Raw genomic sequence first — 23,319 nt, 5'->3', positions numbered from 1 at the left:
AAGAGGGCTGTGCATCCCTTGCCCGGTCGTGCGCTGATGTCGGCCCCTTGATACGTGTGGTAGCCCGGACGGAGGTCGGTGGGGTGACACGGGCCCCGGACCCACGACGAGACCGGCGCATGGCCGCGAAACCCCGTCATCCTGCTGATCTGCCCGTCCGGCGAGGACGCTTCTGGACCTTGGAGTTCTTGTGCCTGCCGGCCGGCAGGCCGGTGTGCGATGGACCACCACTAGTCTCCTGAGGGCAGCACTCACCACCGGGAAGGACATCGGGCATGGCACGCGTGGCCGCGATCGACTGCGGGACCAACTCGATCCGCCTCCTGGTCGCCGACGTGACCACATCGGACGGTGGGGAGCGGTGGTTGCGGGACGTGCACCGGGAGATGCGGGTGGTCCGGCTCGGCCAGGGCGTCGACGCGACCGGTGAGCTGCACCCCGACGCCGTCGCCCGCACCCGCGCCGCGCTCGTCGACTACACGAACACCCTGCGCCGCAAGGGAACCGAGCGCGTGCGCATGGTCGCGACGTCCGCCACCCGCGACGCCGCCAACAAGGCCGCCTTCTTCGACATGACCCGCGAGGTGCTCGGGGTGGAGGCCGAGGTCATCACCGGTGACGAGGAGGCCCGACTCTCGTTCACCGGCGCGGTCTCCGACCTGGACGCCGACGAAGGCCCGTTCCTCGTCTCCGACATCGGCGGCGGGTCGACCGAACTGGTCCTGGGCACGTGGAACGGCGTGCGCGGCGAGGTCGGGGCCGCCCGGTCGGTCGACATCGGCTGCGTCCGGCTCACCGAGCGCTGCCTGCACAGCGACCCGCCGACCGAGGCCCAGGTGGAGGAAGCCGTGCGGGTGACGCGGGACGTGCTCGCCGAGGCGTTCGCCGCCGTGCCGACCGCCGAGGCCAAGACCTGGATCGGCGTGGCCGGCACCGTCACGACCCTCGTCGCGCTGGCCAAGGAACTGCCGCGGTACGACCCGCAGGAGATCCACCTGGCCCGCCTCGGCCTCGACCGGATCCGCGAGGTCACCGCGAAGCTGCTCACCATGGGGCACGACGAGCGCGCCGCCCTCGGCCCGATGCACCCCGGCCGGGTCGACGTGATCTGCGGCGGCGCGCTGGTCGTCCGCACGCTCGCCGACCACCTGGAGGCGCAGGGCGTCACCGAGCTCGTCGCCAGCGAGCACGACATCCTCGACGGCATCGCCTTCGCCCTGGCCTGAGCCCGCCGCCCGGAGCTGCCTGCCGGCCTGAGCCACCTGTCGCCCGGAGCCGCGGGACGTGTGCGCGGCGGACGACGTGCGGGGCGGAGGAAGCAGCGCTCATCCCGGCGAGTGCCACTTCGCCGGACAAGGCCACGTCGCGCCCGAGCCCGGCCACGCGCTAGGCGCGGCGGAGTGTTGCGAACACCTGCCTGGCCTCGGCGCAGAACCGCTCGACCTCCGCCGGGTCCGGTTCCTCGCCGCTGTCCATCATCCGGGCCTGCAACTGCTCCGACCGCAGCCCGCCGTACCTCGCCACCAGCTCGGCGGTCACCGGCTGCACGGCGATGTGCGAGTGCCGCCGCGCGGCCGGCCCGTGCGACCACAGGCACACGTAGGTCTGCTCGGGTCGGCAGAGGGCCTCCACCACGCGGGCCGTGTCGCGCAGCAACGGGCCCATCTCCGCCACGGCCTGGTCACCGAGGTCGGCGACCGCCACCACGTGCTCGCGCGGACCCGACGACGAGGGTGCCGAGGTTCATCGGGCCGACGACGTGGTTCACCACCCACGACGGCGTCTCGTGGAGGACACCGCCCGGCAGCGCGCGGCGGCCCGCCATCAGGTCGCAGCCGAGGCATCCCACCACGTCCACGTCCGCCCCAGTCTGCTCGTGAACCGCCGCGGGCCGATCGGGTCGACCCGCGGCGGGACGACCGGTCTAGCGGTTGGAGGCGGACTGGACGAAGTCGGCCAGGTCCTTCGACTGCTGCACCCGTGACGGCTCGTGGACGTACATCATGTGTCCCGCCGGGTAGTACGCCGCTTCGATGTTGGCGTGCAGCTCCTCGGGGATCTGCAAGTGCGCCACCACGTGCTCGGCCGCGTAGTACGGCGTCGCGCCGTCCAGGTAGCCGTACGCGACGTGCACCTTGAGGTGCGGGTTGGCGCGCATCGCCGACGCCAGCTTGTTCGCCACGGTCACGTGCGTGCCCTCGAACTCCTTGTACGACCAGGGCCGCACGTTCACCGTCAGGATCTCGTACGGCAGGTCGTTCTCGTACTCCAGCTCCGCCCGGACGTAGTGGTTCAGCGCCGCCGTGTACGGGCCGAGGATGGCCGAGTACGACGGGTCCTCGCTGAAGTGCTCGCGGCCGTAGTCCGCGTCCGCGCCGGTGAACCGGGAGTCCAACCGGCCGACGACCTTGCGCTCCGACCGCAGGAGCTCGGTGAAGAACCGCACGTGCTCGATCCGCAGGTCCACCCGGTCCACGTAGTCCTCGCTGAGCCCGGTCAACCCGGCCAGCCGCGCCACCACCGCCGCGCGCTCCTCAGCGGACAGCCGGTTGCCGCGCGCCAGCGCCCACGGGTAGTCGCGCGACGCGAACTCCTCCGCGTCGGCCAGCACGTCCTCCAGCGACCGGTCGCCGTGCAGCCCGTGGTAGTGCGCGATCGCCGCGTACGTCGGCAGGAACAGCGTGTGCGGCAGGTCGTTGTTCTCGCTGAAGTCCAGCGTGGTGAAGTCCAGCACGGACGAGATCAGCATCAGCCCGTTGAGGTACATGCCGTACCGCGACTGGAGGTAGTCGGCCAGGCCCGCCGCGCGCGTGGTCCCGTACGACTCGCCGGCCAGGAACTTCGGCGACATCCACCGCCCGTTGCGCGAGGTCCACAGCCGGATCACCTCGCCGACCGACTCCAGGTCGCCCTGGAAACCGTGGTACTGGCCGGGCTTCTCGCCCTTCACCGCCCGCGAGTAGCCGGTCGACACCGGGTCGATGAACACCAGGTCGCTGTGCGCGAGCAGCGTCTCGGGGTTGTCGACCAGGTCGTACGGCGGCGGCGTGAGGGCTCCGACGTCACCGGAGACGACCCGGCGCGGTCCGAGCAGGCCCAGGTGCAGCCACACGCTGGACGAGCCGGGACCGCCGTTGAACGCGAACGTCACCGGCCGCCTCGCCGGGTCCGCGCCGTCCAGCGTGTACGCGGTGACGAAGACCTCGGCCTTCGGCAGGTGCCCGTCGAACTTGCCCTCGGTCAGCACCTCCTGGCGCAGCACCACCCGACCGGTGGTCGTGGTGTAGTTCAGCTTGCGCCGCTTGACGGTGATGCTGTGCTGGGTGGTGACGAGGTCGTCGGCAGGGAGGTCCTTCTCGTCGCCGTTGTCCTTGGCGGCCTGCTCGTCGCCGTTGTCCTTGTCGGTCATGGCCGAACTCTACGATCGGAGTCGCCGCCGGTGCTCCCGCTTTCCGCTCTTGACGAACGGGTTACCAGTTGCCGGGCGTGCCCGCGGCTGGTGGCGTGGCGCGAGGAGGTGGCGCGGGTCAAGCGGGCGGCGTTCCGCGACCAGGAGTACTGGGGACGTCCGGTGCCGGGGTTCGGGCCGGCGGACGCGTCGCTGGCGATCATCGGGCTCGCCCCGGCCGCGCACGGCGCCAACCGCACGGGTCGCATGTTCACCGGCGACCGCTCCGGCGACTTCTTGTACGCGGCGATGCACGCGGTGGGCCTGGCGACCCAGCCGACGGCCACGCACCTGGACGACGGCCTGGAGCTGGTCGGCACCCGCATCACGGCGCCCGTGAAGTGCGCGCCGCCGGAGAACAAGCCGACCCCGGAGGAACGCGACAACTGCCGCCCGTGGCTGATCCGGGAGCTGGAACTGCTGCGGCCGACGGTGCGCGCGGTGCTCGTGCTGGGCGCGTTCGGCTGGCAGGCGGCGCTGCCGGCGCTGGCCGCGTGCTGGCAGGTGCCGCGCCCGCGCCCGGTCTTCGGCCACGCCGTGCACCTCACCCTGCCCGCGCAGGACGACGGCGAGCCGCTGCACCTGCTCGGCTGCTACCACGTGAGCCCGCACAACACGTTCACCGGCAGGCTGACCCAGCCCATGCTGCAGGACGTCCTTCGCGCGGCGGGCACGGCGGCGGGCATCCTGTAGCCCGTCGCCCGGTGACCCCGTGGCGGACCGGAGCGTGCTGTCGAACGACCTCGTCGACCTCGGAGCACCCGACCAGACCGTTGAGCCGGATGGCCGTGTCGAGGTCAAACCGGCCGCACCGGCCGTGGCCGACAGGCATCCTTGGTCCATGAAGCCCCGGCTCGCGCTCGTCCTCGCGATCGGGTCCGCGCTCGTCCTCATCGCGCTCGCGGCACGCGGCACCTCGCCCGTGAGCTACCAGGACCGACCCGCAGGCGACGACGAGGCCCCGCCGCCGACCGCCGAACCGGGCCCACCGCTCGACACCGACGTGGGCGCCTCCGTGGCGGCCGGGTCGCTGCTGGTCTTCGTGATCATCTTCATCGCGGTGGCGGTGATCGGCATGGTCTCGCTGCTCGTCTCGCTCGGCGTGTTCCGGCGCGGACGGCGGCGGCGGGGTGCGGGCGCCGCGGTCGACGCGCCCGACCTGCCCGAAGAGCACGCGACTCCGCCGCCGATCCTCGTCCGCCGTGCCGCCCAGGCCCTCGAAGAGCTGCGCGACCACGCGAACGGACCACCCGGCGACGCCGTGATCGCCGCCTGGCTCACCCTCGAACAGGCCGCGCAGGACAGCGGCGTGCCGCGCCAGGGCCACCAGACGGCCACCGAGTTCACCGGCGACCTGCTGCGCCGCTACCGCGTGGACGAGGACGCGGCCGGCACGCTGCGCCGCGTCTACCAGCGAGCCCGGTTCGGCACGGCCGAGGTCACCGCGGCCGACGCCCGCACCGCCACCGAGGCGTTGGAGCACATCGTGCGTGACCTGAGGTGAACGCCGTCGTCGGAGGCATGGGACGTGCGGTCGCGCTGGCGGTGGCCGTCGCGGCCGGCACCGCGTTCGTGCTGGTCCGCGTGGGCGCGCCGTGGCTGTGGGCGGTGGTGCTCGCGCTGCCCGTCGGCGGGTTGGCGCTGCTCGCCACCCGCCTGCCGCGCGCGACGGACGTCGTGTGGTCGCAGCAGCCCCCCACCCTCTCCACCGCCACGTCCGTGCAGGCCAGCACGCTCGCGAGCCGGCTCGCCGAGGCCGCCGTCGACCAGGACCGGTTCGCCGTCCGCGTCCAGCCCCGGCTGCGCAGGCTCGCCGAGGCGCTGCTGCGGCAGGTGCACGGCATCCACGACATCCACCACCCGAAAGCGCGTGAGGCGCTCGGCGCCGACCTGCACCGCCTGCTCACCGACCCGAAAGCGCCGCTGCCCGAGCCGTCGAAGCTCGCCGACCTGTTGGAGAACCTGTGACCGAAACCGACGTGGGCGTCGAGACGATCGCGGCCGAGGCGAAGGCGGTGCTGGCCGCCGTCGGCACCGTCGTGGTCGGCCGGGAGCGGTCGTTGCGGCTGGCGCTGGCGGCGATCCTCGCGGGCGGGCACGTGCTGCTGGAGGACGTGCCGGGCCTGGGCAAGACGTTGATGGCGCGGTCGCTGGCGCAGGCGTTGAAGCTGGACTTCAAGCGCCTGCAGTGCACGCCCGACCTGCTGCCCGCCGACGTCACCGGCTCGTTCCTCTACAACCCGGGCGACCGCGAGTTCACGTTCCGCGAGGGGCCGCTGTTCACGGGCCTGCTGCTGGCCGACGAGATCAACCGCACCCCGCCGAAGACGCAGTCCGCGCTGCTGGAGGCCATGCAGGAACGGCAGGTCACGGTCGAGGGCCGCACGTTCGCCCTGCCCCGCCCGTTCCACGTGCTGGCGACCGCGAACCCGGTGGAGTACGAGGGCACCTACCCGCTGCCGGAGGCGCAGCTGGACCGGTTCCTGCTGCGGCTGGACATCGGCTACCCGCCGCCCGCCGAGGAGGTCGAGGTGCTGCGCCGCAGGCTCGCCCGCCGACGCGAGGAGACCGAGGTCGAGCCCGTGCTGGACGCGGCACGGCTGCGTCGGCTGCAGCACGGTGTCGAGCAGGTGTCGGTGGACGACGACGTGCTGCGGTACTGCGTGGACCTGGCGTCCGCGACCCGCGCGCACGGCGCCGTCGAGGTCGGCGCGTCACCGCGCGGCGCGCAGGCGTTGGTGCTGGTCGGGCGGGCGTTGGCGGTGCTGGACGGGCGGGACTTCGTGTTGCCCGAGGACGTCAAGGAGTGCGCCGTGCCCGCCCTCGCGCACCGGCTCACGCTGCGCCCGGAGACGTGGACGTCCGGCGTGACCGGCGTGGAGGTCGTGACCGAGCTGCTGGGCCGGGTGGCCGGTCCCGCGAGCGCCCGCTCGTGAACCGGGCACAACGGCTGCGCGCGGCGTTCACCAGCGGGCGAGGCGCGCACTGGCACCCGACCGACGCGTTGGTGCGCGGCCTCGCGCTCGGCGTCGGGATGGTGGTGCTCGGCGGCCTGCTGCACGAGGTCGAGCTGGTCCTGTTCGGCGCGCCGTTGCTGATCTCCACGCTGTTGGCCCTGGTCACACCGGTCGTCGGCACGCCGGAGGTCCGGGTGCGCGGGCTGCCGCGCACCGGCGAGATCGGCGCGGCCAAGTCGGTGGTGGAGGTCGACCCGGGCCTGGGCGCCGAGGTGATGGCGATCCGGCTGCCCGGCATCGGCGAGGGCATCGGCCCGGTGCACCTGGTGGCCGCGTCGGCGCGGGAGATCGAGGTCGTGCTGCGGCGTGACGCGTGGGGCGAGGGCGTCGACCTGCGGCCGGACCACCTGGTGGCGGGACCGGACGCGTTGTTCGTGCACGGTCCGGTGACGGCGCCCGAGCGCGGCCGGGTGATCCTGCCGCCCGTCGAGGCGCTGCCCGCCGGGTTGCTGCCCGCGCGGGCCGTCGGCCTGGTCGGCGCGCACCGGGCGCGGCGGCCGGGCGACTCGGTGGAGCTGCGCGACATCCGGGCGTTCCAGCCGGGCGACCGGCTGCGGCGGATCGACTGGCGGGTGTCGTTGCGCGCCGCCGGCATGGCCGGGTCGGTCGAGGGCACGAACCTGCACGTCCGCGAGCACCACGCGGAGGCGGACGCGGACGTCGTGCTGGCGCTGGACACGCGGCACGACGTCGGCGCGGAGCTGGGTGACTGGTCGTCGCCGGTGCGGGCGACGCCGGGCCTGGTCTCCGGCCGGTCGCTGGGCGAGTGGTCGTTGACGTCGCGCGGCACGACGGCCCGGCCCGGCGGCAGCCTCGACCTGGCGGTGCGGGCGGCGGCGTCGTTGGCGGCGGGGTACCTGCGGCAGGGCGACCGGGTCGGGCTGGTCGACCTCGGTCGGCCGCAGCTCGGGGCGCGGCCGGGCGCGGGGCGGCGGCAGCTGCTGCGGCTGCGCAACCAGCTCGTGGTGTGCGCGCGGTCGGCCGGGTGGGCGCAGCGGCCCGTGCTGCGGCCCGAGCAGGTGCCGCACGGCGCCCTGGTGGTGGTGCTGTCGCCGTTCCTGGACGCCGAGGTGGTGGAGCTGGCCGTGCACGCGGCGCGGCGGGGCAACCTCGTGCTGGCGGTGGACGTGCTGCCGTCGCCGTTGCGGGCCGACGACGAGACGCCGTGGGGCGAGGTGGCGCTGAAGGTGATCCGGTTGGAGCACGACGTGCGGCTGGAGGCGATGCGGCAGCACGGCGTGGCCGTGGTCCCGTGGGGCGCGCCGATCGCGGGCGTCCTCCACGCCGTCCGCACCTCCCGGCGGGTGTCCCGATGACGCGAACGTTCAACTCGGGTGTTCCGAACGTAGGACACGCGCGGCGCGAACGCAGGACTCGCGCGAGAGTCCTACGTTCAGGCCGCGCGTGTCCTACGTTCAGCACGACCGTGTCCTACGTTCAGGTACCCCGAGTTCAACGCTCAGGACGGGGGAGCGGTGCGGGCTGAGCTGGGCGCCGGGCTGCCGGCGTGGGTGTTGCGTGCGTCGATCGCGGTCGTCGGGGGCGCTGTGGCGTCGGTCCTCGCGGCCAACGGGGTCGAGTGGCCCGCGCTCGCGCTGTACGGCGCGCTGGTGGTCGCGGCGGCGGCCATCCCGGCGTCCGCCGCGGTCGCGCTGATCATCGGGTACCCGGCGGCGGCGCTGGTGGTCGCCACCGACGAGCCGTCGTGGCCCGGCGTGTTCGCGCTGGTCGTGCTGCTGCACCTGCTGCACGTCCTGTCCGCCTACGCGGCGATCGTCCCGGTCGGGTCGCGCGTTCACCTGGACGCGCTGAAAGCACCCGCGAAGAGGTTCGCCGCCGTTCAACTCCCCGTGCTCGCCCTCGGCGTCGCGCTGCTCCTTCTGCCGGGCGGCCGAACGGACGCCGCGGTCGAGGTGGTCGGCCTCGTCTGCGCCGTCGGACTGGTCGTCGGAACGGTCCTGCTGATGCGCCGGAAAGGCTGAGGAACACCCCCGCCGGGCTCAGCTCGAGCTGACCGTCTGGATCGTTCCTCTCAGCACGTTCACCCGGCCGTGCAGGTCAGCGGCTGCGTGTCGGCAATCACGCGGCGACTGTGGTCACAACGGGCCTGCTCGATGCGCCGGAAAGCCCTGCCCGGTGCGACCATGTGTGTATGGCTGCTGTGAAGTCGCAACCCACACGGATCGTGATTGTCGGCGGTGGGTACGTCGGCATGTACACCGCGCTGGGATTGCAGAAGAAGCTGCGTTCCGGCGAGGCGTCCGTCACGGTGATCGACCCCCAGCCGCACATGACCTACCAGCCGTTCCTCCCCGAGGCGGCTGCCGGCTCCATCGAACCGCGCCACGTCGTCGTGCCGCTGCGCAAGGTGCTCAAGCGCTGCCACGTGGTCACCGGCCGCGCCACGCGCATCGAGCACGAGCGCAAGGCCGTCACGGTCGAGCTCGCCGACGGTCACGTCGAGGAGTTCGAGTACGACGTGCTGGTCTCGGCGCTGGGCGCCATCTCGCGCACGCTGCCCATCCCGGGCCTGCCCGAGGTCGGCATCGGCATGAAGACCATCGGCGAGGCCATCTACCTGCGCAACCACGTGCTGTCGCGGCTCGACCAGGCCGCCAGCACGAACGACCCGGAGCTGCGCAAGCGGCTGCTGAGCTTCGTCGTCATCGGCGGCGGCTTCGCGGGCATCGAGACGCTGGCGGAGCTGGAGGACATGGCCCGCTACGCGCTGCGGTACTACGAGGGCCTCAAGCAGTCCGACATGCACTGGGTGCTGGTCGAGGCCACCGGTCGGATCATGCCCGAGGTGAGCGCCCGGCTCGGCGTCTACACCGTCGAGCAGCTCGAGAAGCGCGGCATCAAGTGCTACCTCGACACGCGCGTCAAGAGCATGGAGGGCGGCCACGTCGTCCTGGACGACGGCACCGAGTTCGACTCGGACACCATCATCTGGACCGCGGGCATGAAGGCCAACCCGATGCTGCGCAACACCGACCTGCCGCTCGACGAGCGCGGCCGGGTCCGGTGCACGGCGGCGATGCAGGTCGTCGGCCTGCCGGGCGTCTGGGCCGCGGGCGACTGCTCGGCCGTGCCGGACCTGTCGCGCACCGAGGAGGACCCGACGGCGACCTGCGTGCCCAACGCGCAGCACGCCATCCGGCAGTCCAAGCTCCTGGCCAAGAACATCATCGCCACCCTGCGCGGCAAGCAGCCCAAGGAGTACTTCCACAAGTACCTGGGCTCGGTCGCGGGCCTCGGCCTCTACAAGGGCGTGGCCGACGTGTTCGGCCTGCGGTTCAAGGGCGTCGTCGCCTGGTTCATGCACCGCAGCTACCACGTGATGTTCATGCCCACGGTCAACCGCAAGTTCCGGGTGTTCGTCGACTGGACCCAGGCGCTGTTCTCGGGCCGCGAGGTCGTCGCCCTCGGCCAGATCCACGAGCCGAAGGCCGAGTTCGACCGGGCCACGAAGAGCTGAGCGCGAACGGCCCCGCGCACGCTGCGCCGATCGGGCGTGACGGGCGTGGGGCCGTCCGGAGTAGCCTTCTCACTTGAGCCCCCAGACGGGCTAACGCGCTGCGTGTCGTCTTGACATTGCGTAACGTGAACCCGAGAATACAGCTGGTGTATCGCCTGAATGTGTGATGCATCAGTGGGGAGAGAGGTGACCGCGATGTCTCTCGAGGAGCTGGCCGCACAGCTTCGCCGCGGTGAGATCGAGGATCGTGCGCTGGCGGAGTACTCCGCGGAGTACGCCACCGCCGAAAAGCGTTTTTGCAGCAAGAAAGACGACTGAGTCATGACCGTCTCCGGGTGGGGGAACGAGACCGTCCCCCCACCCGAGGCCGCCAGACCGGCGAAACCCACCCCGCTGTTGCTCCAAGGCCAGGACTACCTCTTCCGGTCGCAACCCAAGTGCCTGGACTTCCAGGAGCAGGTCCACCGCCTCGGCATGGTGGACGAGGGCGACGGCAGCCCCGTGCCCTGCGTGCTGGTCCTCGCCCGGGCCGCGGACATGGAGATGAACGAGCTCTCCATCGCGCTCGCCGAACGCGGCATCCGGATGGCCCGCATCGACGCCGACCGCTCGGTCGACCTCCCGCTCACCGTCTACACCGACCAGCCCCTGCTGGAGCTCGACCGCTGGCTGCTGCGCCCGCTGCTGGTGTGGCGCAGGCACTTCGAGCTGACCGCCCTGCCGCTGGAACCCGGCACGCTGGCCGGCGCGTACGCCGTGGACCAGTGGGGCGCGGTCGCCGACTGGCTGTCCAGCCGCGGCGACTGGGCGCACGTCAACCCCAGCCGCAACACCTCCCACCTCAACCGGCTCACCCAGCTCGCCGACGCCGCCGCGTTCGGCCTGAAGGTGCCGCGCACCACGGTCACCACCCGACCCGGCCGCACCCGGCCCGGCGGCGGGCGGTGCATCGTCAAGACCTCCGGCCGCCACCTGCTGGAACCGCGCCCCGGCATGCAGCACGGCCTGTTCCCGCGCCCGCTGGAGACCAGCCGGTCCGGTGACGTGCCCGAGTCCGCGCCGGTGATCGTGCAGGAGTACGTGCCCTCCGACACCGAGCTGCGCGTGTTCGTGGTCGGCGAGCGGTGCCTGGCGTTCCAGGTCGACAAGCTCGACCCGGCGCAGCTGTGGGTCGACCCCGAGGCGGTCCGCGTCACGCCCGTCGACGTGCCGAGCGGGCTGACCGACCGGCTGCTCGCGCTGGCCAGGCACTGGCGCCTCCAGGTGGCCGCGTTCGACCTGCTGGTCTCCGGCGGGGACCACGTGTTCCTGGAGGTCAACGTCAACTGCGACTGGCGGTGGTTCGAGCACCGGGCGCAGGACTCGCGGGTGTCCGACGCCGTGCACGAGTGGGTGGCGACGCGCTTCAAGGAGCTGCTGGGTGCGGGCAAAGGTCGCTGAGCACGCGACGCTGTTCTACTCCGACGGCGCCGTGGTGTGGGACGACTACCTCAACCACCGCCAGTTCGCCATCAGCGAGACCGCCGAGCTGCTGTGCCGCAAGTTCACCGGGTTCACCGACGTCGACGCGCTGCTCGCGCCGCTGGCCGAGGACGACCGGGTGGCGCTGCGCAAGGTGATCGAGGAGCTCCTCGAAGCCGGTGTGCTGATCGTGGAGGGCTCGCCCGAGCACGAGCGGGAACGGCGGCTGCTCGCCGGGTGGCGCGACTGGGGCACCTCGGCCCGGCACTTCCACTTCGCCAGCCGCACCCTCGCCGACGCGCCGTACCAGGGCACGGAGGAGCACGACGCCGTGCTGGACGCCAAGCTCACCGCCGAACCGCCGCCCGCGCCGTTCCGCAGCCTCGGGCGCACCGCCGTGCTGCTGCCGCGCCTGGACGGCACGTCGAGGTGGGCGTCGGCGGGGCTGCTCGACGTGCTGCTGGCCCGCCGCACGACCCGCGGGTTCGGGCCGGGGCCGATGTCGTTGACGCGGGTCGCCGAGTTGCTGGCGGTGCTGGCCGGCCCGTCGCCCACCCGGCCGCGGATCGGGCGGTCCGGCACCGTGTTCAAGACCAGCCCCTCCGGCGGCGGCCGGCACCCGGTCGAGCTGTACGCGCACGTGGGCGTGGCCTCCGCCGGAGGTGGCGATCAGGCGGTAGAGGCGCTGGAGCCGGGCTGGTACCACTACGACGGGCTCGCGCACGCGCTGGAGCCGATCGGGGTGACGTGGGGGCCGGCCGAGATGACCGCCGCGGCGGGTGACCAGGACTGGGTCGGGCAGGCGCCGCTGGTCCTCGCGTACACCGGAGTACTCGAACGGACTAGATGGCGTTACGACACGTCACGTGCTTACCGCGTTGTGCAAATGGACGTAGGACACCTGTCCCAAACGGCTTATCTGGTTGCTACGGCAATGGGTTTTGGTATCGGCTTCACCGCAGCATTGCGGGATGAGCTGGTCGAACAAGCACTCGGCTGTGATTCTTATCACGAAGTCGTACTCGGTCTGAGCGCCTTGGGGCCATTACCCGAATGAGCGCAATAGCGGATCGCATTGAGCCGTGCGGGCGACTTCTTCTGAAGTAGCCCCACGAACGCTCGGTAACCGCTTAGGCTCCCCGCTGCCCCCGTAGCCCAACCGGTAGAGGCAGGCTCCTTAAAAGAGTCACAGTACGGGTTCGAATCCCGTCGGGGGCACGTTCGGCGCCACAGCGACTTCACCCATCTGCCGGGTGAACCCAAAACGGTGCGTCGTGCCGGTCGGCATCGAGCCGACATCGGGTCACCCGATCGGACCCGCGAACGCGGTGCGCCAGCCGTGAACAGGCATACCGCACCGGATGAGTCGCGGAGTCCGACCGGATGACTCGCGCGGGTTCAGCGGTCGCGAGTCCATTCCGCGACGACGTCGGCCAGCACCGCCAGCGGCAGCGGCCCGCCGCCGAGCAGCACGTCGTGGAACTCGCGGATGTCGAAGCGCTCGCCCAACGCCTCCTCGGCCGCCGCCCGGATCCGCAGGATCTCCAGCCGGCCGACCATGTACGCCAGCGCCTGGCCGGGCGCGGCGATGTAGCGGTCGACCTCGTTCTCGATCTCGACCAGCGCGAGCGGCGTGTTGTCCCGCAGGTACTCGACGGCACGCGCGCGGCTCCACCCGTGCGCGTGCAGACCGGTGTCCACCACGAGCCGGCCGGCGCGCATCGAGTCCATCGCCAGCATCCCGAGCCGCGCCACGTCGCCGGAGTACAGGCCCATCTCGTCGGCCAGCCGCTCGGTGTAGAGCCCCCAGCCCTCCAGGTACGCGGTGACGTGCGCGACCCGCCGCAGCATCGGCAGCTCGGTGAGCTGCTGCGCCAGCGCGATCTGGAAGTGGTGCCCCGGCACCGCCTCGTGGAACGCGATCGCCTCGGCCTGGTAGCGGAACCGCTCCTCGACCCGGTGGGTGTTCGCGTAGTAGGTGCCGGGCCGCAGCCCGTCCGGCGTCGGCGCCGAGTAGTAGGCGATCGGCGCGCCCGGCGCGTCGGCCGCGGGCACCGGCTCGACCTGGCAGCGCTGCTCGGGCACCCGGCCGAACCAGCGCGGCGCGGCCCGCTCCGCCCTGGCCACGGCCTCGCGCGCGGCGGTGATCAGCTCGTCCTCGGTGCGCCAGCGCAGGTCGGGGTCGGTGCGCATGCGCTGGAGCACCTCGGCCACGTCGGAGGTGCCGAACACCCGCTTCCCCAGCTCGGCGTACTCCCGCGCCAGGCCCGCCATCACGTCCAGGCCGGTCTGGTGCAGCTCCTCGGGTGTGCGGTCGGTCGTGGTCTGGACACGCGTCAGCGCCGCGTACATCGCCTCGCCACCCGGCAGCGCGCACAGGCCGACCCGGTCGTCCGGGCGGCCCTCGATGCCCGAGACCACGTCCCGGTAGGCGGCGAACGCCGGTCGCACCACCTCGGCCAGCAGGCGCTCCCGTTCGGCGTCGAACGCCTCGCCGCCGACCGGACGGGCCAGCGGGTCCTCGTCGGCGGCCAGGTACCGGTCCAGGTGGGCCGCGGCGGCGTCGACGAGGTGCCGGACGGGTGTGCGGCCCGCCGCCGCGCCCGCGAGCTGCCGTTCGGCGAGCCGGCGCAGGAAGTCGGGGATCGCGGCGAGCCGGTCCAGGTAGGCCCGCTCGGAGTCCGGCCCGGACAGCACGGTCGTCGGCATGATCGACAGCAACTCGCCCGCCGGTGCGAAGAACGAGTCGGTGATCGTGTACTCGACGCCGAGCGCGTCGATCTCGTCCACGATCGCCTCGGCCTGTTGCACGACCACCGCACGCGTCACCGGGTCGTCGTCCGCGGGCAGGGCGCGCGCCCGGTCGGCGATGTCCACCGCCCGTGCCCGCGCGGACTCCTCGGCCTCCGCCCGGTGGTCGGCGAGCAGGTGGTCGTACCCCGGCACGCCGTAGGCGGTCGCGCCCAACGGCGCCCGCGAGAACATCAGGTCGAGCAGTTCGTCGGCCAACTCCGCCGTCGTGCCCATGCGCACCCCCTGGTCGTCGTGAAACCAAGATGGTACTTAGCCTAAGAAACGATTTACACCCGGTCCAAATAGGCCAGCACGGCGAGCACCCGCCGGTTGTCGTCCTCGGACATCGGCAGGTCCAACTTGCCGAAGATGTTCGCGATGTGTTTGCCGACCGCTTTCTCGGTGACGAACAGCCGGCCCGCGATCGCGCCGTTCGAACGGCCCTCCGCCATCAACGACAGCACTTCCCGCTCACGCGGGGTCAACGTGGTCAGCGGCTGGTCACGAGCGCCGCGCGCGAGCAGTTGGTCGATGACCTCGGGGTCCATCGCGGTGCCGCCCGCGGCGACCCGGCGAATGGCGTCCACGAACTGCTTGACGTCCGACACCCGGTCCTTGAGCAGGTATCCCACCGCGCCACCCCGGTCGGACAGCAGTTCCCGCGCGTAGAGCTGCTCCACGTACTGCGAGAGCACCAGGACCGGCAGGCCCGGCACCCGCTTGCGGGCCTCGATCGCGGCGCGCAGCCCCTCGTCGGTGAACGTCGGCGGCAGCCGGACGTCGACCACCGCCACGTCCGGGCGGTGGTCGACCAGGGCCTTGAGCAGGGCGGGACCGGAGTCGACGGCCTCGACCACGTCGAAGTCGTAGGCCTCCAGGAGCCGGATCAGCCCGTCCCGGAGGAGGACGAGGTCTTCACCGAGGACAACTCGCACGGCAGCTCCATGGTCACGATGGTCGGCCCGCCCACCGGGCTCGCGATGCCGAGTGTGCCGTCGAACGCGGCGAGCCGGCGCTCGATCCCGCGCAACCCACCGTTCTCCGACGGCTCCGCGCCGCCGCGCCCGTTGTCCCCGATCATCAACGACAACCGGCCGTCGTCGTGCCGCACCCGCACCCACGCGCTCGTCGCCCCGCTGTGCTTGGCCACGTTCGTCAACGTCTCGGCCACCGCGAAGTACGCGGCCGACTCGACCGGCGCCTCCGGCCGGCCGGTCAGCTCCAGGTCGACCTCCACCGGCAGCGGGTGCGCCAGCGCCAACGCGCGCAGCGCGCCGTCCAGCCCGCGATCGGCCAGCACCGGCGGGTGGATGCCGCGCACCAGGTCCCGCAGCTCGGCCAACGCCTGGGAGGACGACTGGCGCGCCTCGGCCAGCAGCTCCTGCGCCGCCTGGGGGTCACGGGCCAGCAGCTCCTCGGCCATGCCGAGGCTCAGCCCGAGCGCGACCAGCCTGGCCTGCGCGCCGTCGTGCAGGTCCCGTTCGATCCGGCGCAGCTCGGCGGCCTGCGCGTCGACCGTGTCGGCCCGCGTGTCGGCCAGCACGCGCACCCGGTCGGTGAGGGCGGCGTTCGCGCTGGGCGCGAGCAGCCACTTGGCGACGGTCGCGTGCAGCCGGGCGGCGCGGGGCGTGGCCCACCACGCCAGCACCAGGAAGCCGATGCCCAGCAGCGGCGCGAGCACGAAGTTGCCCGGGGTGTCGCGGTCGATCACGACGTACTCGGCATTCCCTTGGTCCAGCCAGATCAGCGGCATCACGAACCCCAGCACGCCGTTGATCCAGAACCCGGCCGGCAGCACGCCGCAGAGGATCCCGGTGATCGCGTTGACGGGCAGGAACGCCAGGTCGCGCCACGTCGCCGGGTCGGTCGCCACGGTGCGGACCCTGGTCATCGGGCCCCGGTTCGCCGGCACCCGGTACGGCGCCGGGATCTCCACCTCCAGCACCCGCGAGGCCCACCAGCGGAAGAAGCCCGCGTAGCGGCGGGCCAGCGCGGTGAACAGCAGCAGCAGCGGCACGCCGACGGTCACCAGGATCAGCGGGTAGGCGTAGAGCTGGAGCGGGATCAGCAGCAGCCCCGCCACGCACAGCGGCGTCCGAGCCAGCCCCAACCCGGCCTGCGTCAGCCGGGTGCGGGCGGCTCGTACCAGGTCGCGGTCCGTCATGGCGTCGATTCTTGCGGCTGCCCCCCGGCAAATCGGTGGGTTTAACCCCCCAATGCGCTCAGAGATCGATCACGGTCCCGTCCGCGACGACCTCCACGCCCGCCTCGGCGATCTTCGCGTGCTCCGGCGACGCCGGGTCCAGCACCGGGTTGGTGTTGTTGAGGTGGGTGTAGATCCGCCTGGTTGATGGATGCCCGCGCAGCTCCGGCAGGCTGTGCGCGATCGGCAGGTGGCCCATCGCGGCCTGCCCGCTCGGCCTGCCGGTGGCCGCGCCCATCTCCGACGGCGCGTAGAACGTGCCGTCCAGCAGCACCACATCGGCTTCCGCCACCAACGCGTCGAACCCGGACGGCCAGGACGCCAGGCAGGGGGCGTACAGCAGCACCCCGCCGGTGGCCGGGTCCTGGAACCGGTAGGCCACCACCCAGTGGCCCGCCACCGGCGAGTCGACGGCGTAGCGCGGGCGCTTGCCGCTCACCGGGAAAGCGGTGACCTCCAGCCCACCCGCGAGCACGACCGCCTGCTCCGGCTCCACCTGCCGCCACGACCACTCGCCGTACGTGGCCAGGACGGCACGCGTGGGCGCGAGGGCGTGCAGCACGGTCGCGGGGGCGTGGACCCGCAGTCCCGGCGCGCCGCGCAGCACCGCCAAGCCCAGCGTGTGGTCCAGCTCGGCGTCGGTGAACAGCACCCCGCGCACCGGCGTGTCCCGCGGGCCGGGGCCGGGTGCGAGCTCGGGCGTGGCGGCGAGCTGCGTGCCGATGTCCGGCGAGGCGTTGACCAACCACCAGTCCGCGCCGTTCGCGCTCACCGCCAACGCGTCCTGCGTGCGCACCGGCAACCGACCAGCCCGCACCGCCTCGCACGGCCCGCACGCGCAGTTCCACTGCGGCGCACCACCCCCGGCGGCCGTCCCGAGCACAACCGCCTTCACCGCTCACCTGCCCGCTTCTCTCCCGCCGGGCGCGGTCCGCACCCTCGGAAGTGCCCGAAATGTCGTACCCCTCGGGCAGGATAAGAGCAGGGGTCCCCTTGGCGAGGACCCCTGCGGAGCGCGCCCGAGACCGCCGCGTCCGAGACCGCCGTGCCCGAGACCCGCACCCTCACCGCACGACCGCCCGGTGCTCCACGTCGGCGGGAGGGCCCGCGAGGATCAGGTCGACCAAGCCCCGGTGCGGCGAGAGCGTGCACACCGGGTCGGTCGCCGACGCGTCGCCCGTCAGCTGGAACGCCTGGCAGCGGCACCCGCCGAAGTCCAGCTCACGGCGCGCGCACGAACGGCACGGGTCGCGCATCCAGTCGAAGCCCCGGAACGCGGTGAACGCGGGCGAGGTGTGCCAGATGTCGGCCAACGACCGGTCCTTCACGTTCTCCACCCCGAGCCCGTCGATCACCCCGGCCGCCGGGCACGGCAGCACGTCGCCGTTCGGCGCCACGGTCAGCTGCCGCGCCCCCCACCCGTGCATGCACGGCTTCGGGTGCGCCTCGTGGTAGTCGGCGATCACGTACACGATCTCCATCGCCGACCGCGCCTGCGCGGCGGCCACCACCTCACCCGCCCGCGCCAGCTGCTCCCTCGTCGGCAGCAGCGCGGCCCGGTTGCGCAGCGCCCAGCCGTAGTACTGGGTGTTGGCCAGCTCCAACCGGTCCGCCCCCATGCGCTCCGCGAGCGCGACGATCTCGCCCACGTGGTCGAGGTTGAGCCGGTGCAGCACCACGTTCACGGTCAGCGGCAGCCCCGCGTCCCGGATCGCCTCGGCGGCGCGGAGCTTCGGCTCGAACGCCTTCACCCCGGCGATCCGGTTCGCACCGGCCTCGCTCGCGTCCTGCACGGACAGCTGCACGTGGTCGACACCGCGCAACCCCGCGAGCCGCTCGGGGGTCAGCCCGAGCCCGCTGGTCACCAGGTTCACGTAGCAGCCGAGCCCGGCCGCGTGCTCGACCAGCTCCGGCAAGTCCTTGCGCGCCAACGGCTCGCCGCCGGACAGGTGGACCTGCAGCACGCCCAACGCGCGGGCCTGGTCGAACACCTCGCGCCACGACGCGGTGTCCAGCTCGTCACCCCGGCCGACCAGGTCGACCGGGTTGGAGCAGTACCCGCAGCGCAGCGGGCACCGGTGGGTCAGCTCGGCGAGCAGCCCGAACGGCGCGTCCGTCCTGGGCGCCTCACCCATCGACGTCCACCACCCGGCGCGCCACCAGCCGTGCGACGAGCTCGGCCACGTCGTCGGCCTCCACCCCGTCGAACTCCTCGGTCAGCCGGCGCGCGATGCCCTCGACGGACGTGCGCCCGTCGCACAGCGCGACCACCGCCGCCGCGGTCTCGTTGAGCACCAGCACGCCTTCCGGGAACAGCACCACGTGGCTGTCCCGCGTCTCGTCGTACGCCGTCTTCACGCCCCGGCGCAGGCGCGGCACCGCGTCGAGAGCGGTCATGAGTAGTAGTCCACGGCGTCCAGCACCGCTCGCAGCACGTCGCACTTGAACGCCAGCGCGGCGACCGCCGCCTCCTGCTGCTCCCGCGTGCGGCAGTTGCGCACCACGATGTCCACAGTGGACTTCCCTTCGTCGGCGATCACCTCGAGCCGGGCGGTGAAGTATGCGAAGCCCTCCTCGGCGATCCACGGGTAGTGCTCGCGCATGTCCACCAGCCGGCGCGCCATCAGCCCGCGGGAGAACATCTCGGTCAGGCCGGACGCCACCGCCTCCACCCACGGACGCGTGCGGGCGAACGTCACGTAGGCGTCCACGGCGAACCGCACGCCCGGCAGCACGTGCCGCTCGTCCAGCACCTCCTCGCGGGTCAGCCCGACGGCCTCCGCCAGGCGCAGCCAGTTCTCGACACCGCCTTCTCCGGGCCGGCCCTCGCCGTGTCCGCCTTCTCCGGGCGCGCCGCCGTCGTGCCAGACGATCCGCTCCCGCCACGCCCGCCGGACCTCGACGTCGGGGCAGTTGGCCAGGATCGCGGCGTCCTTGCGCGGTATCGCCTGCTGGTAGTACCAGCGGTTGGCCGCCCAGAGCTGCAGCTCGTGCTTGCTCAACCGGCCCTCGTGCAGCCGGAGGTGGAAGGGGTGGCGGTCCCAGTAGCGGGGCGCCAGGGCGTGCAGGCGCGCGGTGAACTCGTCCGGCGTCAACGTCGACGAGCCGGACGTCTCGGGTGTGGGCACGGCGGCGGGCACCTCTCGGTACGCGGGCGCCGCGCCCGCCGACGCGCGGCCGGCGGGACGCGGCGGCGGGCTCAACTGCGAGCGGCGTAAGCGGTGACTTCCATGGGGGTGTCGACGTCCCGGAAATCGGGCTTGACCCAGGTGCGCTTCTCGGGCTCGGTGGTCATGCGCTCTACTCCTCGGATGGGTGGTGCTTCTCCGTGGGGCGGCGGTAACCCACCGTAGAGCTTGCGGCGGCTACCGCGCTAGTTCCAGTTCCGCGCGGCGGGCATGCGCCTCAACTGTTCCAGCACCACCGGATCTTGCAACTGCATCCACTGGATCACCTCCGTGTAGGTGGCGCACACCGTTTCGGGCTTGACGCACACCTCGCCGAGGAACCCCTCCACCGCGTTGCTGAACGCGCCGCCGGCCCACTCGTTGAAGTGGTTGCCGATCACGATCGGCGCGCGGTTGCCGTTGAACGCGGACTGGTACACCGAGCGGTACGTGTCCAGCACGATCCGGGTGTAGTCACCGGCCTTGTCGGGCTCCTCCTTGGCGCCGTTGAGCGCGAACCAGAGGTTGAAGTCCATCATCACGACCTGCTTGCCCAGCGCGGGCACGCGGACCTCCGGCATGGGGAACTCCCACAGGCCCTCGTGCACGAACGGCCACACCACCCCGAGGCTCACGTGGCTGGTGTCGTAGGCCAGGCCGTGACCGAGCATCGCCGGGAACGCCTGGCCCCACTGGCCCTCCAGGCAGGGCGTGCGCCCGCCGCGCACGGCCGCCGGGTCCAGCTTGAACCCGCGCTGCCTCGCCTTCTCCACGATCGCGAAGAACTGGTCGAGCTCCCGGTTCCACTGGTCGGTGTTCCAGGTGCCGACGTTCGGCTCGTCGCCGAGGCAGTAGTGGCCGTTGTAGTGCGTGCCGATCTCGTGGCCCGCGTCGATGGCCGCGTTGAGGTAGCCGATCCGCAGGTCCACGTCCGCGCGGCTGCCGCCGAACCCGATGGAGGAGTAGCCCGTCCGGTGGCCGGGGCCGGTGTAGGTGCGGCCGTCCTCGTCCGGCACCAGGTACACGCCCGACAGCAGGCCGGTGACGTGCGCGTTCGCCTGCTTGGCGATCGGCATGATCCGGTCCCAGTGCGGCTTGGAGGCGGCGCCGTCGAACGAGAACAGCACGAACTGCGGCGGCTTCTCACCGGGCTGCATGCGCCGCATCCACGCCGGGGGAGAGGCCGCGGCGGGCACGGCCGGCGCGGCGGCGGCGCTGGTGCTGCTGGTCGCGCGCGGCGCCATCGGCAGCGGCGCGGCCAGGTCGCCCACGTCGTTGCCCGGTCTGGGTTCGCGGGCTCCCAGGACGGCCAGCACCACCAGGGTGAGTGCCAGCGCGACGCCCGTGCTCAGCCAGCCCCATCGCTTCACAACCACAAGACGACGGGACGTAGCCGGAGGTTGCCTCTTCGTGACGTGACTACCAGGCGTGGCCGCGTCACGACACGGGCGTCGCGGTCACGACCTGGTTCTCCTCGTAGCCGGTGTCGCCGCCGACCCACCGCCCGCCGCACGTCACCAGCACCAGCCGGTGCCCGCCGCGCGGACCGAACAGCTCGACCGCCCGCGACGGCAGGGCGTCCTTGCGGACCGCCTCGACCCGGCTGACCCGGAACTTGAACGTCCGGCCCGCCGTGTCGACCACGGTCACCTCCTGACCGACCGCCATGCGCCACAGCTCGTCGAACGGCCCGGTCACGCCCTTCCAGTCCACGTGCCCGGCCAGCACCGTCGCGCCCTCCACCGCGCCGAGGTCGACGCCCCACCACGTGGCCTCGCCGACGCCCTCCGGGATCGGCAGCGCGCCGTCCGCGGTGACCTCCTCGCGCACCAGCGTCGCCAACCCGCCCTCGGGCAGCCGCACGGTCCCCGGCTGCTGCTTGGGCGGTTCGGCGGGCGGCGGAGGAGCCGTGGTGGTGGTCGTCGCCGGCGGAGGTGACGCGGGCGGGTTCGCGCCGGCCGGCATGCCCGCCAGGTCGACGCCGCGCCCGGAGCGCGCGCTGTCGCCCAACGGGTGCGGCACGACCGCGTCACCGGGGATCGGCAGGCCGGCCGCCACGACGTCCGGCGGCCGGGTGGCGACGAGCGCGGCGGAGGCGAGCAGGGCCGCCACCGCCGCACCCGTCAGCAGAGCCTTCATCACGGACGTGGACCTCACCGGCGGGCGGTCGCCCGTCGCCGCACGAGCAGGCCGACCAGCGTCGCGCCGATCAGGACCACACCGCCGAACCCGACCAGCGCGCCAGTCGACACCTCGGTGGTGTACGCGGCCTTCGCGACCACGCCGGTGCCCTGGGAACCGGCGGGGATCGTGATCGGGACGACCGGTTTGTCCGGTTTGTTGGTCAATGCCAACGCCAGCGTCTGGCCCGCTTCGACGGTCCCGCACACCTTGGGCGGCGCGTTGGGGTCGAAGAACTCCTCGTAGCCCTTGACCGGTGCGACCTCGACCACGCAGATCTCCTGAGGCGTGCGCAGGTCGGGCACGGCCGCGGTGCCGTCGGCGGCGGTCTGGAGCACGACCGGCGTGCCCTCGGGCCCGGTCAGCGCGGTGTCGTCCTGCCGCTTCGCGGGCGTCTGGCCGTCGGCCCCGGTCACCTTCAGCGCCACGCCCGCGATCGCCTTGCCGGTCTCGGCGTCGGTCTTGGCGACCTTCACCGCGCCCGGCGCGGTCTTCGCGGTCGTCGACGCGTTCGCGGTCAGCTTCTTCTCGCCGCCGGTGGTGACGATCCGCTGCATGTCGTTGTCGGCCGGCACGTGGACCTTGGGCCGGTCGGCCGGGCTGTCCAGCTTCACCGTGACCGACGGGTTCGGCCCGGTCGGCACGACCTGCACCGCCAGCGCCTTGCCGTCGGTGGAGGTGGTGAGCTCACCGGTGGCGGCGCCGGACTCCAGCGTCGCGTCGGCCAGCTCCACGCTCACCGGCGCGCCGGCCACCTGCCCGCCGTCGCCCTTGGTGATGTCCACCACCCACGTGTCGGGCGTGCCGATGACCTGCTCCTTCTCCGGAGCGCTCACCTTGGCCGCCCACGGGCCGCGGTTGGCCGCCGCCTCCTCCTCCAGCCGCTTCACCGCCTGCTGGGCCTGGCCGAAGCGCCCGAGCTGCTGGAAGTGGAAGTCGGCGTTGTAGGCGATGTGCCGGAAGTCGCTGTTCGGGTCGAGGGAGATGCCCTTGGCGGGGTCCTCGTAGGCCGTCCACGTGTGCAGCAGGTGGGCCAGCGCCGCCGCCTCGTCATTCGACTGGGTGTTCGCGTACCTCAACAGGAGGTACGAGATGCTGCCCGCCACGTCGTCGGACAGCCGTGCGCCGCCCTTGGAGAGCAGTTCGTCGCCCTCCTTGTACTCCACCTTGCTGTCCGGCGCGAGCAACGAGTACTGCACGCACCACACCAGCTGGCCACGCCACTTGTACGCGCCGAGCCAGTCGCCGCCCGCCGGTTTGTTGCGATACCCCTGCGCGTCGGTCTCGTGCCCCGGACCCTTCTCCACCAGCGAGGGCTGCGCGCCCGCGGCGGGTGCGGCGAGCAGGGCCAGACCGGTCGCGAGCACCGCGCCGGCGAGTCGTCTCCACACCATGATGTCCTGAACCCCTCGGGCGCGCCGGTGGGCGTCGCCGGTCGGTGAGAGCTGCCGGCACTGAGCCTTACGGGTCCGAGATCACGTCGACAAGCCACCAGCGGGGTGGAACGCCGACTACCCTCCGCAGCGCGGGGTGTGGATTCGAGATCGACAGCCCGAGTAAAGTCGCTTTTA

The 23,319-nt window shown here is 72.5% G+C and carries 25 protein-coding genes and 1 tRNA gene; 12 read left to right on the top strand and 14 right to left on the bottom strand.

The window, feature by feature from the left end:
- Positions 1-275: 275 nt before the first annotated feature.
- Positions 276-1,226 (top strand): Ppx/GppA phosphatase family protein, encoded by a 951-nt coding sequence (locus tag AB0H12_RS20295; RefSeq protein WP_499624401.1) that lies wholly within the window; start codon positions 276-278, stop codon positions 1,224-1,226.
- A 160-nt stretch (positions 1,227-1,386) separates the two neighbouring features.
- Here AB0H12_RS20295 and AB0H12_RS20290 read toward each other — a convergent pair whose 3' ends face one another.
- The 3 genes from AB0H12_RS20290 to AB0H12_RS20280 all read right to left on the bottom strand — a co-directional run bounded on the left by AB0H12_RS20290 (position 1,387) and on the right by AB0H12_RS20280 (position 3,409).
- On the bottom strand, positions 1,387-1,704 hold the full coding sequence (locus AB0H12_RS20290; RefSeq protein ID WP_499624400.1) for a hypothetical protein: 318 nt from the start codon (positions 1,702-1,704) through the stop codon (positions 1,387-1,389).
- The gene (locus AB0H12_RS20285; RefSeq protein WP_499624399.1) at positions 1,682-1,858 is read right to left on the bottom strand and encodes a hypothetical protein; all 177 of its coding nucleotides are present in this window, start codon (positions 1,856-1,858) and stop codon (positions 1,682-1,684) included. The genes AB0H12_RS20290 and AB0H12_RS20285 overlap by 23 nt, the downstream gene beginning before the upstream one ends.
- Positions 1,859-1,924: 66 nt before the next feature.
- Positions 1,925-3,409, bottom strand: a complete 1,485-nt coding sequence (locus tag AB0H12_RS20280) for a S10 family peptidase (RefSeq protein WP_499624398.1) — start codon at positions 3,407-3,409, stop codon at positions 1,925-1,927.
- 30 nt (positions 3,410-3,439) lie between these two features.
- Between AB0H12_RS20280 and AB0H12_RS20275 the strand changes: the two genes are divergently transcribed.
- The 11 genes from AB0H12_RS20275 to AB0H12_RS20225 all read left to right on the top strand — a co-directional run bounded on the left by AB0H12_RS20275 (position 3,440) and on the right by AB0H12_RS20225 (position 12,622).
- Positions 3,440-4,141, top strand: coding sequence for a uracil-DNA glycosylase (locus AB0H12_RS20275; RefSeq protein WP_499624397.1), 702 nt, complete (start codon positions 3,440-3,442; stop codon positions 4,139-4,141).
- Between the two features lie 148 nt (positions 4,142-4,289).
- The gene (locus AB0H12_RS20270; RefSeq protein ID WP_499624396.1) at positions 4,290-4,952 is read left to right on the top strand and encodes a DUF4129 domain-containing protein; all 663 of its coding nucleotides are present in this window, start codon (positions 4,290-4,292) and stop codon (positions 4,950-4,952) included.
- A gap of 17 nt (positions 4,953-4,969) precedes the next feature.
- Positions 4,970-5,416 (top strand): hypothetical protein, encoded by a 447-nt coding sequence (locus AB0H12_RS20265; RefSeq protein WP_499624395.1) that lies wholly within the window; start codon positions 4,970-4,972, stop codon positions 5,414-5,416.
- Positions 5,413-6,384, top strand: a complete 972-nt coding sequence (locus AB0H12_RS20260; RefSeq protein WP_499624394.1) for an AAA family ATPase — start codon at positions 5,413-5,415, stop codon at positions 6,382-6,384. The genes AB0H12_RS20265 and AB0H12_RS20260 overlap by 4 nt, the downstream gene beginning before the upstream one ends.
- Complete coding sequence (locus tag AB0H12_RS20255) at positions 6,381-7,781, top strand: DUF58 domain-containing protein (RefSeq protein ID WP_499624393.1); 1,401 nt, start codon at positions 6,381-6,383, stop codon at positions 7,779-7,781. Before AB0H12_RS20260 ends, AB0H12_RS20255 begins: the two co-directional genes overlap by 4 nt.
- A 159-nt stretch (positions 7,782-7,940) precedes the next feature.
- A complete protein-coding gene (locus AB0H12_RS20250) occupies positions 7,941-8,447 on the top strand; it encodes a hypothetical protein (protein WP_499624392.1) in 507 nt (168 codons plus the stop codon).
- 170 nt (positions 8,448-8,617) lie between these two features.
- Complete coding sequence (locus AB0H12_RS20245) at positions 8,618-9,943, top strand: NAD(P)/FAD-dependent oxidoreductase (RefSeq protein ID WP_499624391.1); 1,326 nt, start codon at positions 8,618-8,620, stop codon at positions 9,941-9,943.
- A 195-nt stretch (positions 9,944-10,138) separates the two neighbouring features.
- Positions 10,139-10,261, top strand: a complete 123-nt coding sequence (locus AB0H12_RS20240; protein ID WP_267935188.1) for a hypothetical protein — start codon at positions 10,139-10,141, stop codon at positions 10,259-10,261.
- A gap of 3 nt (positions 10,262-10,264) precedes the next feature.
- The gene (locus AB0H12_RS20235) at positions 10,265-11,383 is read left to right on the top strand and encodes an ATP-grasp domain-containing protein (RefSeq protein WP_499624390.1); all 1,119 of its coding nucleotides are present in this window, start codon (positions 10,265-10,267) and stop codon (positions 11,381-11,383) included.
- On the top strand, positions 11,364-12,461 hold the full coding sequence (locus AB0H12_RS20230; RefSeq protein ID WP_499624389.1) for a SagB family peptide dehydrogenase: 1,098 nt from the start codon (positions 11,364-11,366) through the stop codon (positions 12,459-12,461). Before AB0H12_RS20235 ends, AB0H12_RS20230 begins: the two co-directional genes overlap by 20 nt.
- Before the next feature lie 87 nt (positions 12,462-12,548).
- Positions 12,549-12,622 (top strand) — tRNA-Leu (locus AB0H12_RS20225).
- Positions 12,623-12,802: 180 nt separating this feature from the next.
- Here AB0H12_RS20225 and AB0H12_RS20220 read toward each other — a convergent pair.
- The 11 genes from AB0H12_RS20220 to AB0H12_RS20170 all read right to left on the bottom strand — a co-directional run bounded on the left by AB0H12_RS20220 (position 12,803) and on the right by AB0H12_RS20170 (position 23,142).
- A complete protein-coding gene (locus AB0H12_RS20220; protein WP_499624388.1) occupies positions 12,803-14,431 on the bottom strand; it encodes a DUF885 domain-containing protein in 1,629 nt (542 codons plus the stop codon).
- Between the two features lie 53 nt (positions 14,432-14,484).
- A complete protein-coding gene (locus tag AB0H12_RS20215) occupies positions 14,485-15,132 on the bottom strand; it encodes a LuxR C-terminal-related transcriptional regulator (protein ID WP_230567391.1) in 648 nt (215 codons plus the stop codon).
- Entirely contained in the window at positions 15,084-16,361 is a 1,278-nt protein-coding gene (locus tag AB0H12_RS20210; protein ID WP_499624387.1) for a sensor histidine kinase, read from the bottom strand. Before AB0H12_RS20210 ends, AB0H12_RS20215 begins: the two co-directional genes overlap by 49 nt.
- Before the next feature lie 58 nt (positions 16,362-16,419).
- The gene (gene pqqB / locus AB0H12_RS20205) at positions 16,420-17,295 is read right to left on the bottom strand and encodes a pyrroloquinoline quinone biosynthesis protein PqqB (protein ID WP_499624386.1); all 876 of its coding nucleotides are present in this window, start codon (positions 17,293-17,295) and stop codon (positions 16,420-16,422) included.
- Between the two features lie 169 nt (positions 17,296-17,464).
- On the bottom strand, positions 17,465-18,535 hold the full coding sequence (pqqE, locus tag AB0H12_RS20200; RefSeq protein WP_499624385.1) for a pyrroloquinoline quinone biosynthesis protein PqqE: 1,071 nt from the start codon (positions 18,533-18,535) through the stop codon (positions 17,465-17,467).
- Positions 18,528-18,797 carry a pyrroloquinoline quinone biosynthesis peptide chaperone PqqD gene (pqqD, locus tag AB0H12_RS20195; protein WP_499624384.1) on the bottom strand — a complete coding sequence of 90 codons (270 nt, stop codon included), beginning with the start codon at positions 18,795-18,797 and terminating at the stop codon, positions 18,528-18,530. Before pqqD ends, pqqE begins: the two co-directional genes overlap by 8 nt.
- Positions 18,794-19,495 carry a pyrroloquinoline-quinone synthase PqqC gene (gene pqqC / locus AB0H12_RS20190; protein WP_499624425.1) on the bottom strand — a complete coding sequence of 234 codons (702 nt, stop codon included), beginning with the start codon at positions 19,493-19,495 and terminating at the stop codon, positions 18,794-18,796. Before pqqC ends, pqqD begins: the two co-directional genes overlap by 4 nt.
- Positions 19,496-19,599: 104 nt before the next feature.
- Positions 19,600-19,695 (bottom strand): pyrroloquinoline quinone precursor peptide PqqA, encoded by a 96-nt coding sequence (gene pqqA / locus AB0H12_RS20185; RefSeq protein ID WP_077008179.1) that lies wholly within the window; start codon positions 19,693-19,695, stop codon positions 19,600-19,602.
- A gap of 78 nt (positions 19,696-19,773) precedes the next feature.
- Complete coding sequence (locus AB0H12_RS20180; protein ID WP_499624383.1) at positions 19,774-20,943, bottom strand: polysaccharide deacetylase family protein; 1,170 nt, start codon at positions 20,941-20,943, stop codon at positions 19,774-19,776.
- Between the two features lie 61 nt (positions 20,944-21,004).
- The gene (locus AB0H12_RS20175; RefSeq protein WP_499624382.1) at positions 21,005-21,706 is read right to left on the bottom strand and encodes a class F sortase; all 702 of its coding nucleotides are present in this window, start codon (positions 21,704-21,706) and stop codon (positions 21,005-21,007) included.
- Positions 21,707-21,720: 14 nt separating this feature from the next.
- On the bottom strand, positions 21,721-23,142 hold the full coding sequence (locus tag AB0H12_RS20170; RefSeq protein WP_499624381.1) for an MSCRAMM family protein: 1,422 nt from the start codon (positions 23,140-23,142) through the stop codon (positions 21,721-21,723).
- Positions 23,143-23,319: the final 177 nt, after the last annotated feature.

The organism is Actinosynnema sp. NPDC023794 (assembly GCF_040639675.1).
In the GTDB taxonomy this organism is placed as follows: Bacteria; Actinomycetota; Actinomycetes; order Mycobacteriales; family Pseudonocardiaceae; genus Actinosynnema; species Actinosynnema luteola.
This window is presented reverse-complemented; position numbering and strand designations above follow the sequence as displayed.

What these genes read in the sequence shown, in the direction of transcription:
- AB0H12_RS20295 (WP_499624401.1), top strand. Translation starts at nt 276, where the DNA reads ATGGCACGCGTGGCCGCGATCGACTGCGGGACCAACTCGATCCGCCTC.
- AB0H12_RS20280 (WP_499624398.1), bottom strand. Translation starts at nt 3,409, where the DNA reads ATGACCGACAAGGACAACGGCGACGAGCAGGCCGCCAAGGACAACGGC.
- AB0H12_RS20270 (WP_499624396.1), top strand. Translation starts at nt 4,290, where the DNA reads ATGAAGCCCCGGCTCGCGCTCGTCCTCGCGATCGGGTCCGCGCTCGTC.
- AB0H12_RS20265 (WP_499624395.1), top strand. Translation starts at nt 4,970, where the DNA reads ATGGGACGTGCGGTCGCGCTGGCGGTGGCCGTCGCGGCCGGCACCGCG.
- AB0H12_RS20245 (WP_499624391.1), top strand. Translation starts at nt 8,618, where the DNA reads ATGGCTGCTGTGAAGTCGCAACCCACACGGATCGTGATTGTCGGCGGT.
- AB0H12_RS20240 (WP_267935188.1), top strand. Translation starts at nt 10,139, where the DNA reads ATGTCTCTCGAGGAGCTGGCCGCACAGCTTCGCCGCGGTGAGATCGAG.
- AB0H12_RS20235 (WP_499624390.1), top strand. Translation starts at nt 10,265, where the DNA reads ATGACCGTCTCCGGGTGGGGGAACGAGACCGTCCCCCCACCCGAGGCC.
- AB0H12_RS20220 (WP_499624388.1), bottom strand. Translation starts at nt 14,431, where the DNA reads ATGGGCACGACGGCGGAGTTGGCCGACGAACTGCTCGACCTGATGTTC.
- AB0H12_RS20210 (WP_499624387.1), bottom strand. Translation starts at nt 16,361, where the DNA reads ATGACGGACCGCGACCTGGTACGAGCCGCCCGCACCCGGCTGACGCAG.
- pqqE (WP_499624385.1), bottom strand. Translation starts at nt 18,535, where the DNA reads ATGGGTGAGGCGCCCAGGACGGACGCGCCGTTCGGGCTGCTCGCCGAG.
- pqqD (WP_499624384.1), bottom strand. Translation starts at nt 18,797, where the DNA reads ATGACCGCTCTCGACGCGGTGCCGCGCCTGCGCCGGGGCGTGAAGACG.
- pqqA (WP_077008179.1), bottom strand. Translation starts at nt 19,695, where the DNA reads ATGACCACCGAGCCCGAGAAGCGCACCTGGGTCAAGCCCGATTTCCGG.
- AB0H12_RS20175 (WP_499624382.1), bottom strand. Translation starts at nt 21,706, where the DNA reads ATGAAGGCTCTGCTGACGGGTGCGGCGGTGGCGGCCCTGCTCGCCTCC.
- AB0H12_RS20170 (WP_499624381.1), bottom strand. Translation starts at nt 23,142, where the DNA reads ATGGTGTGGAGACGACTCGCCGGCGCGGTGCTCGCGACCGGTCTGGCC.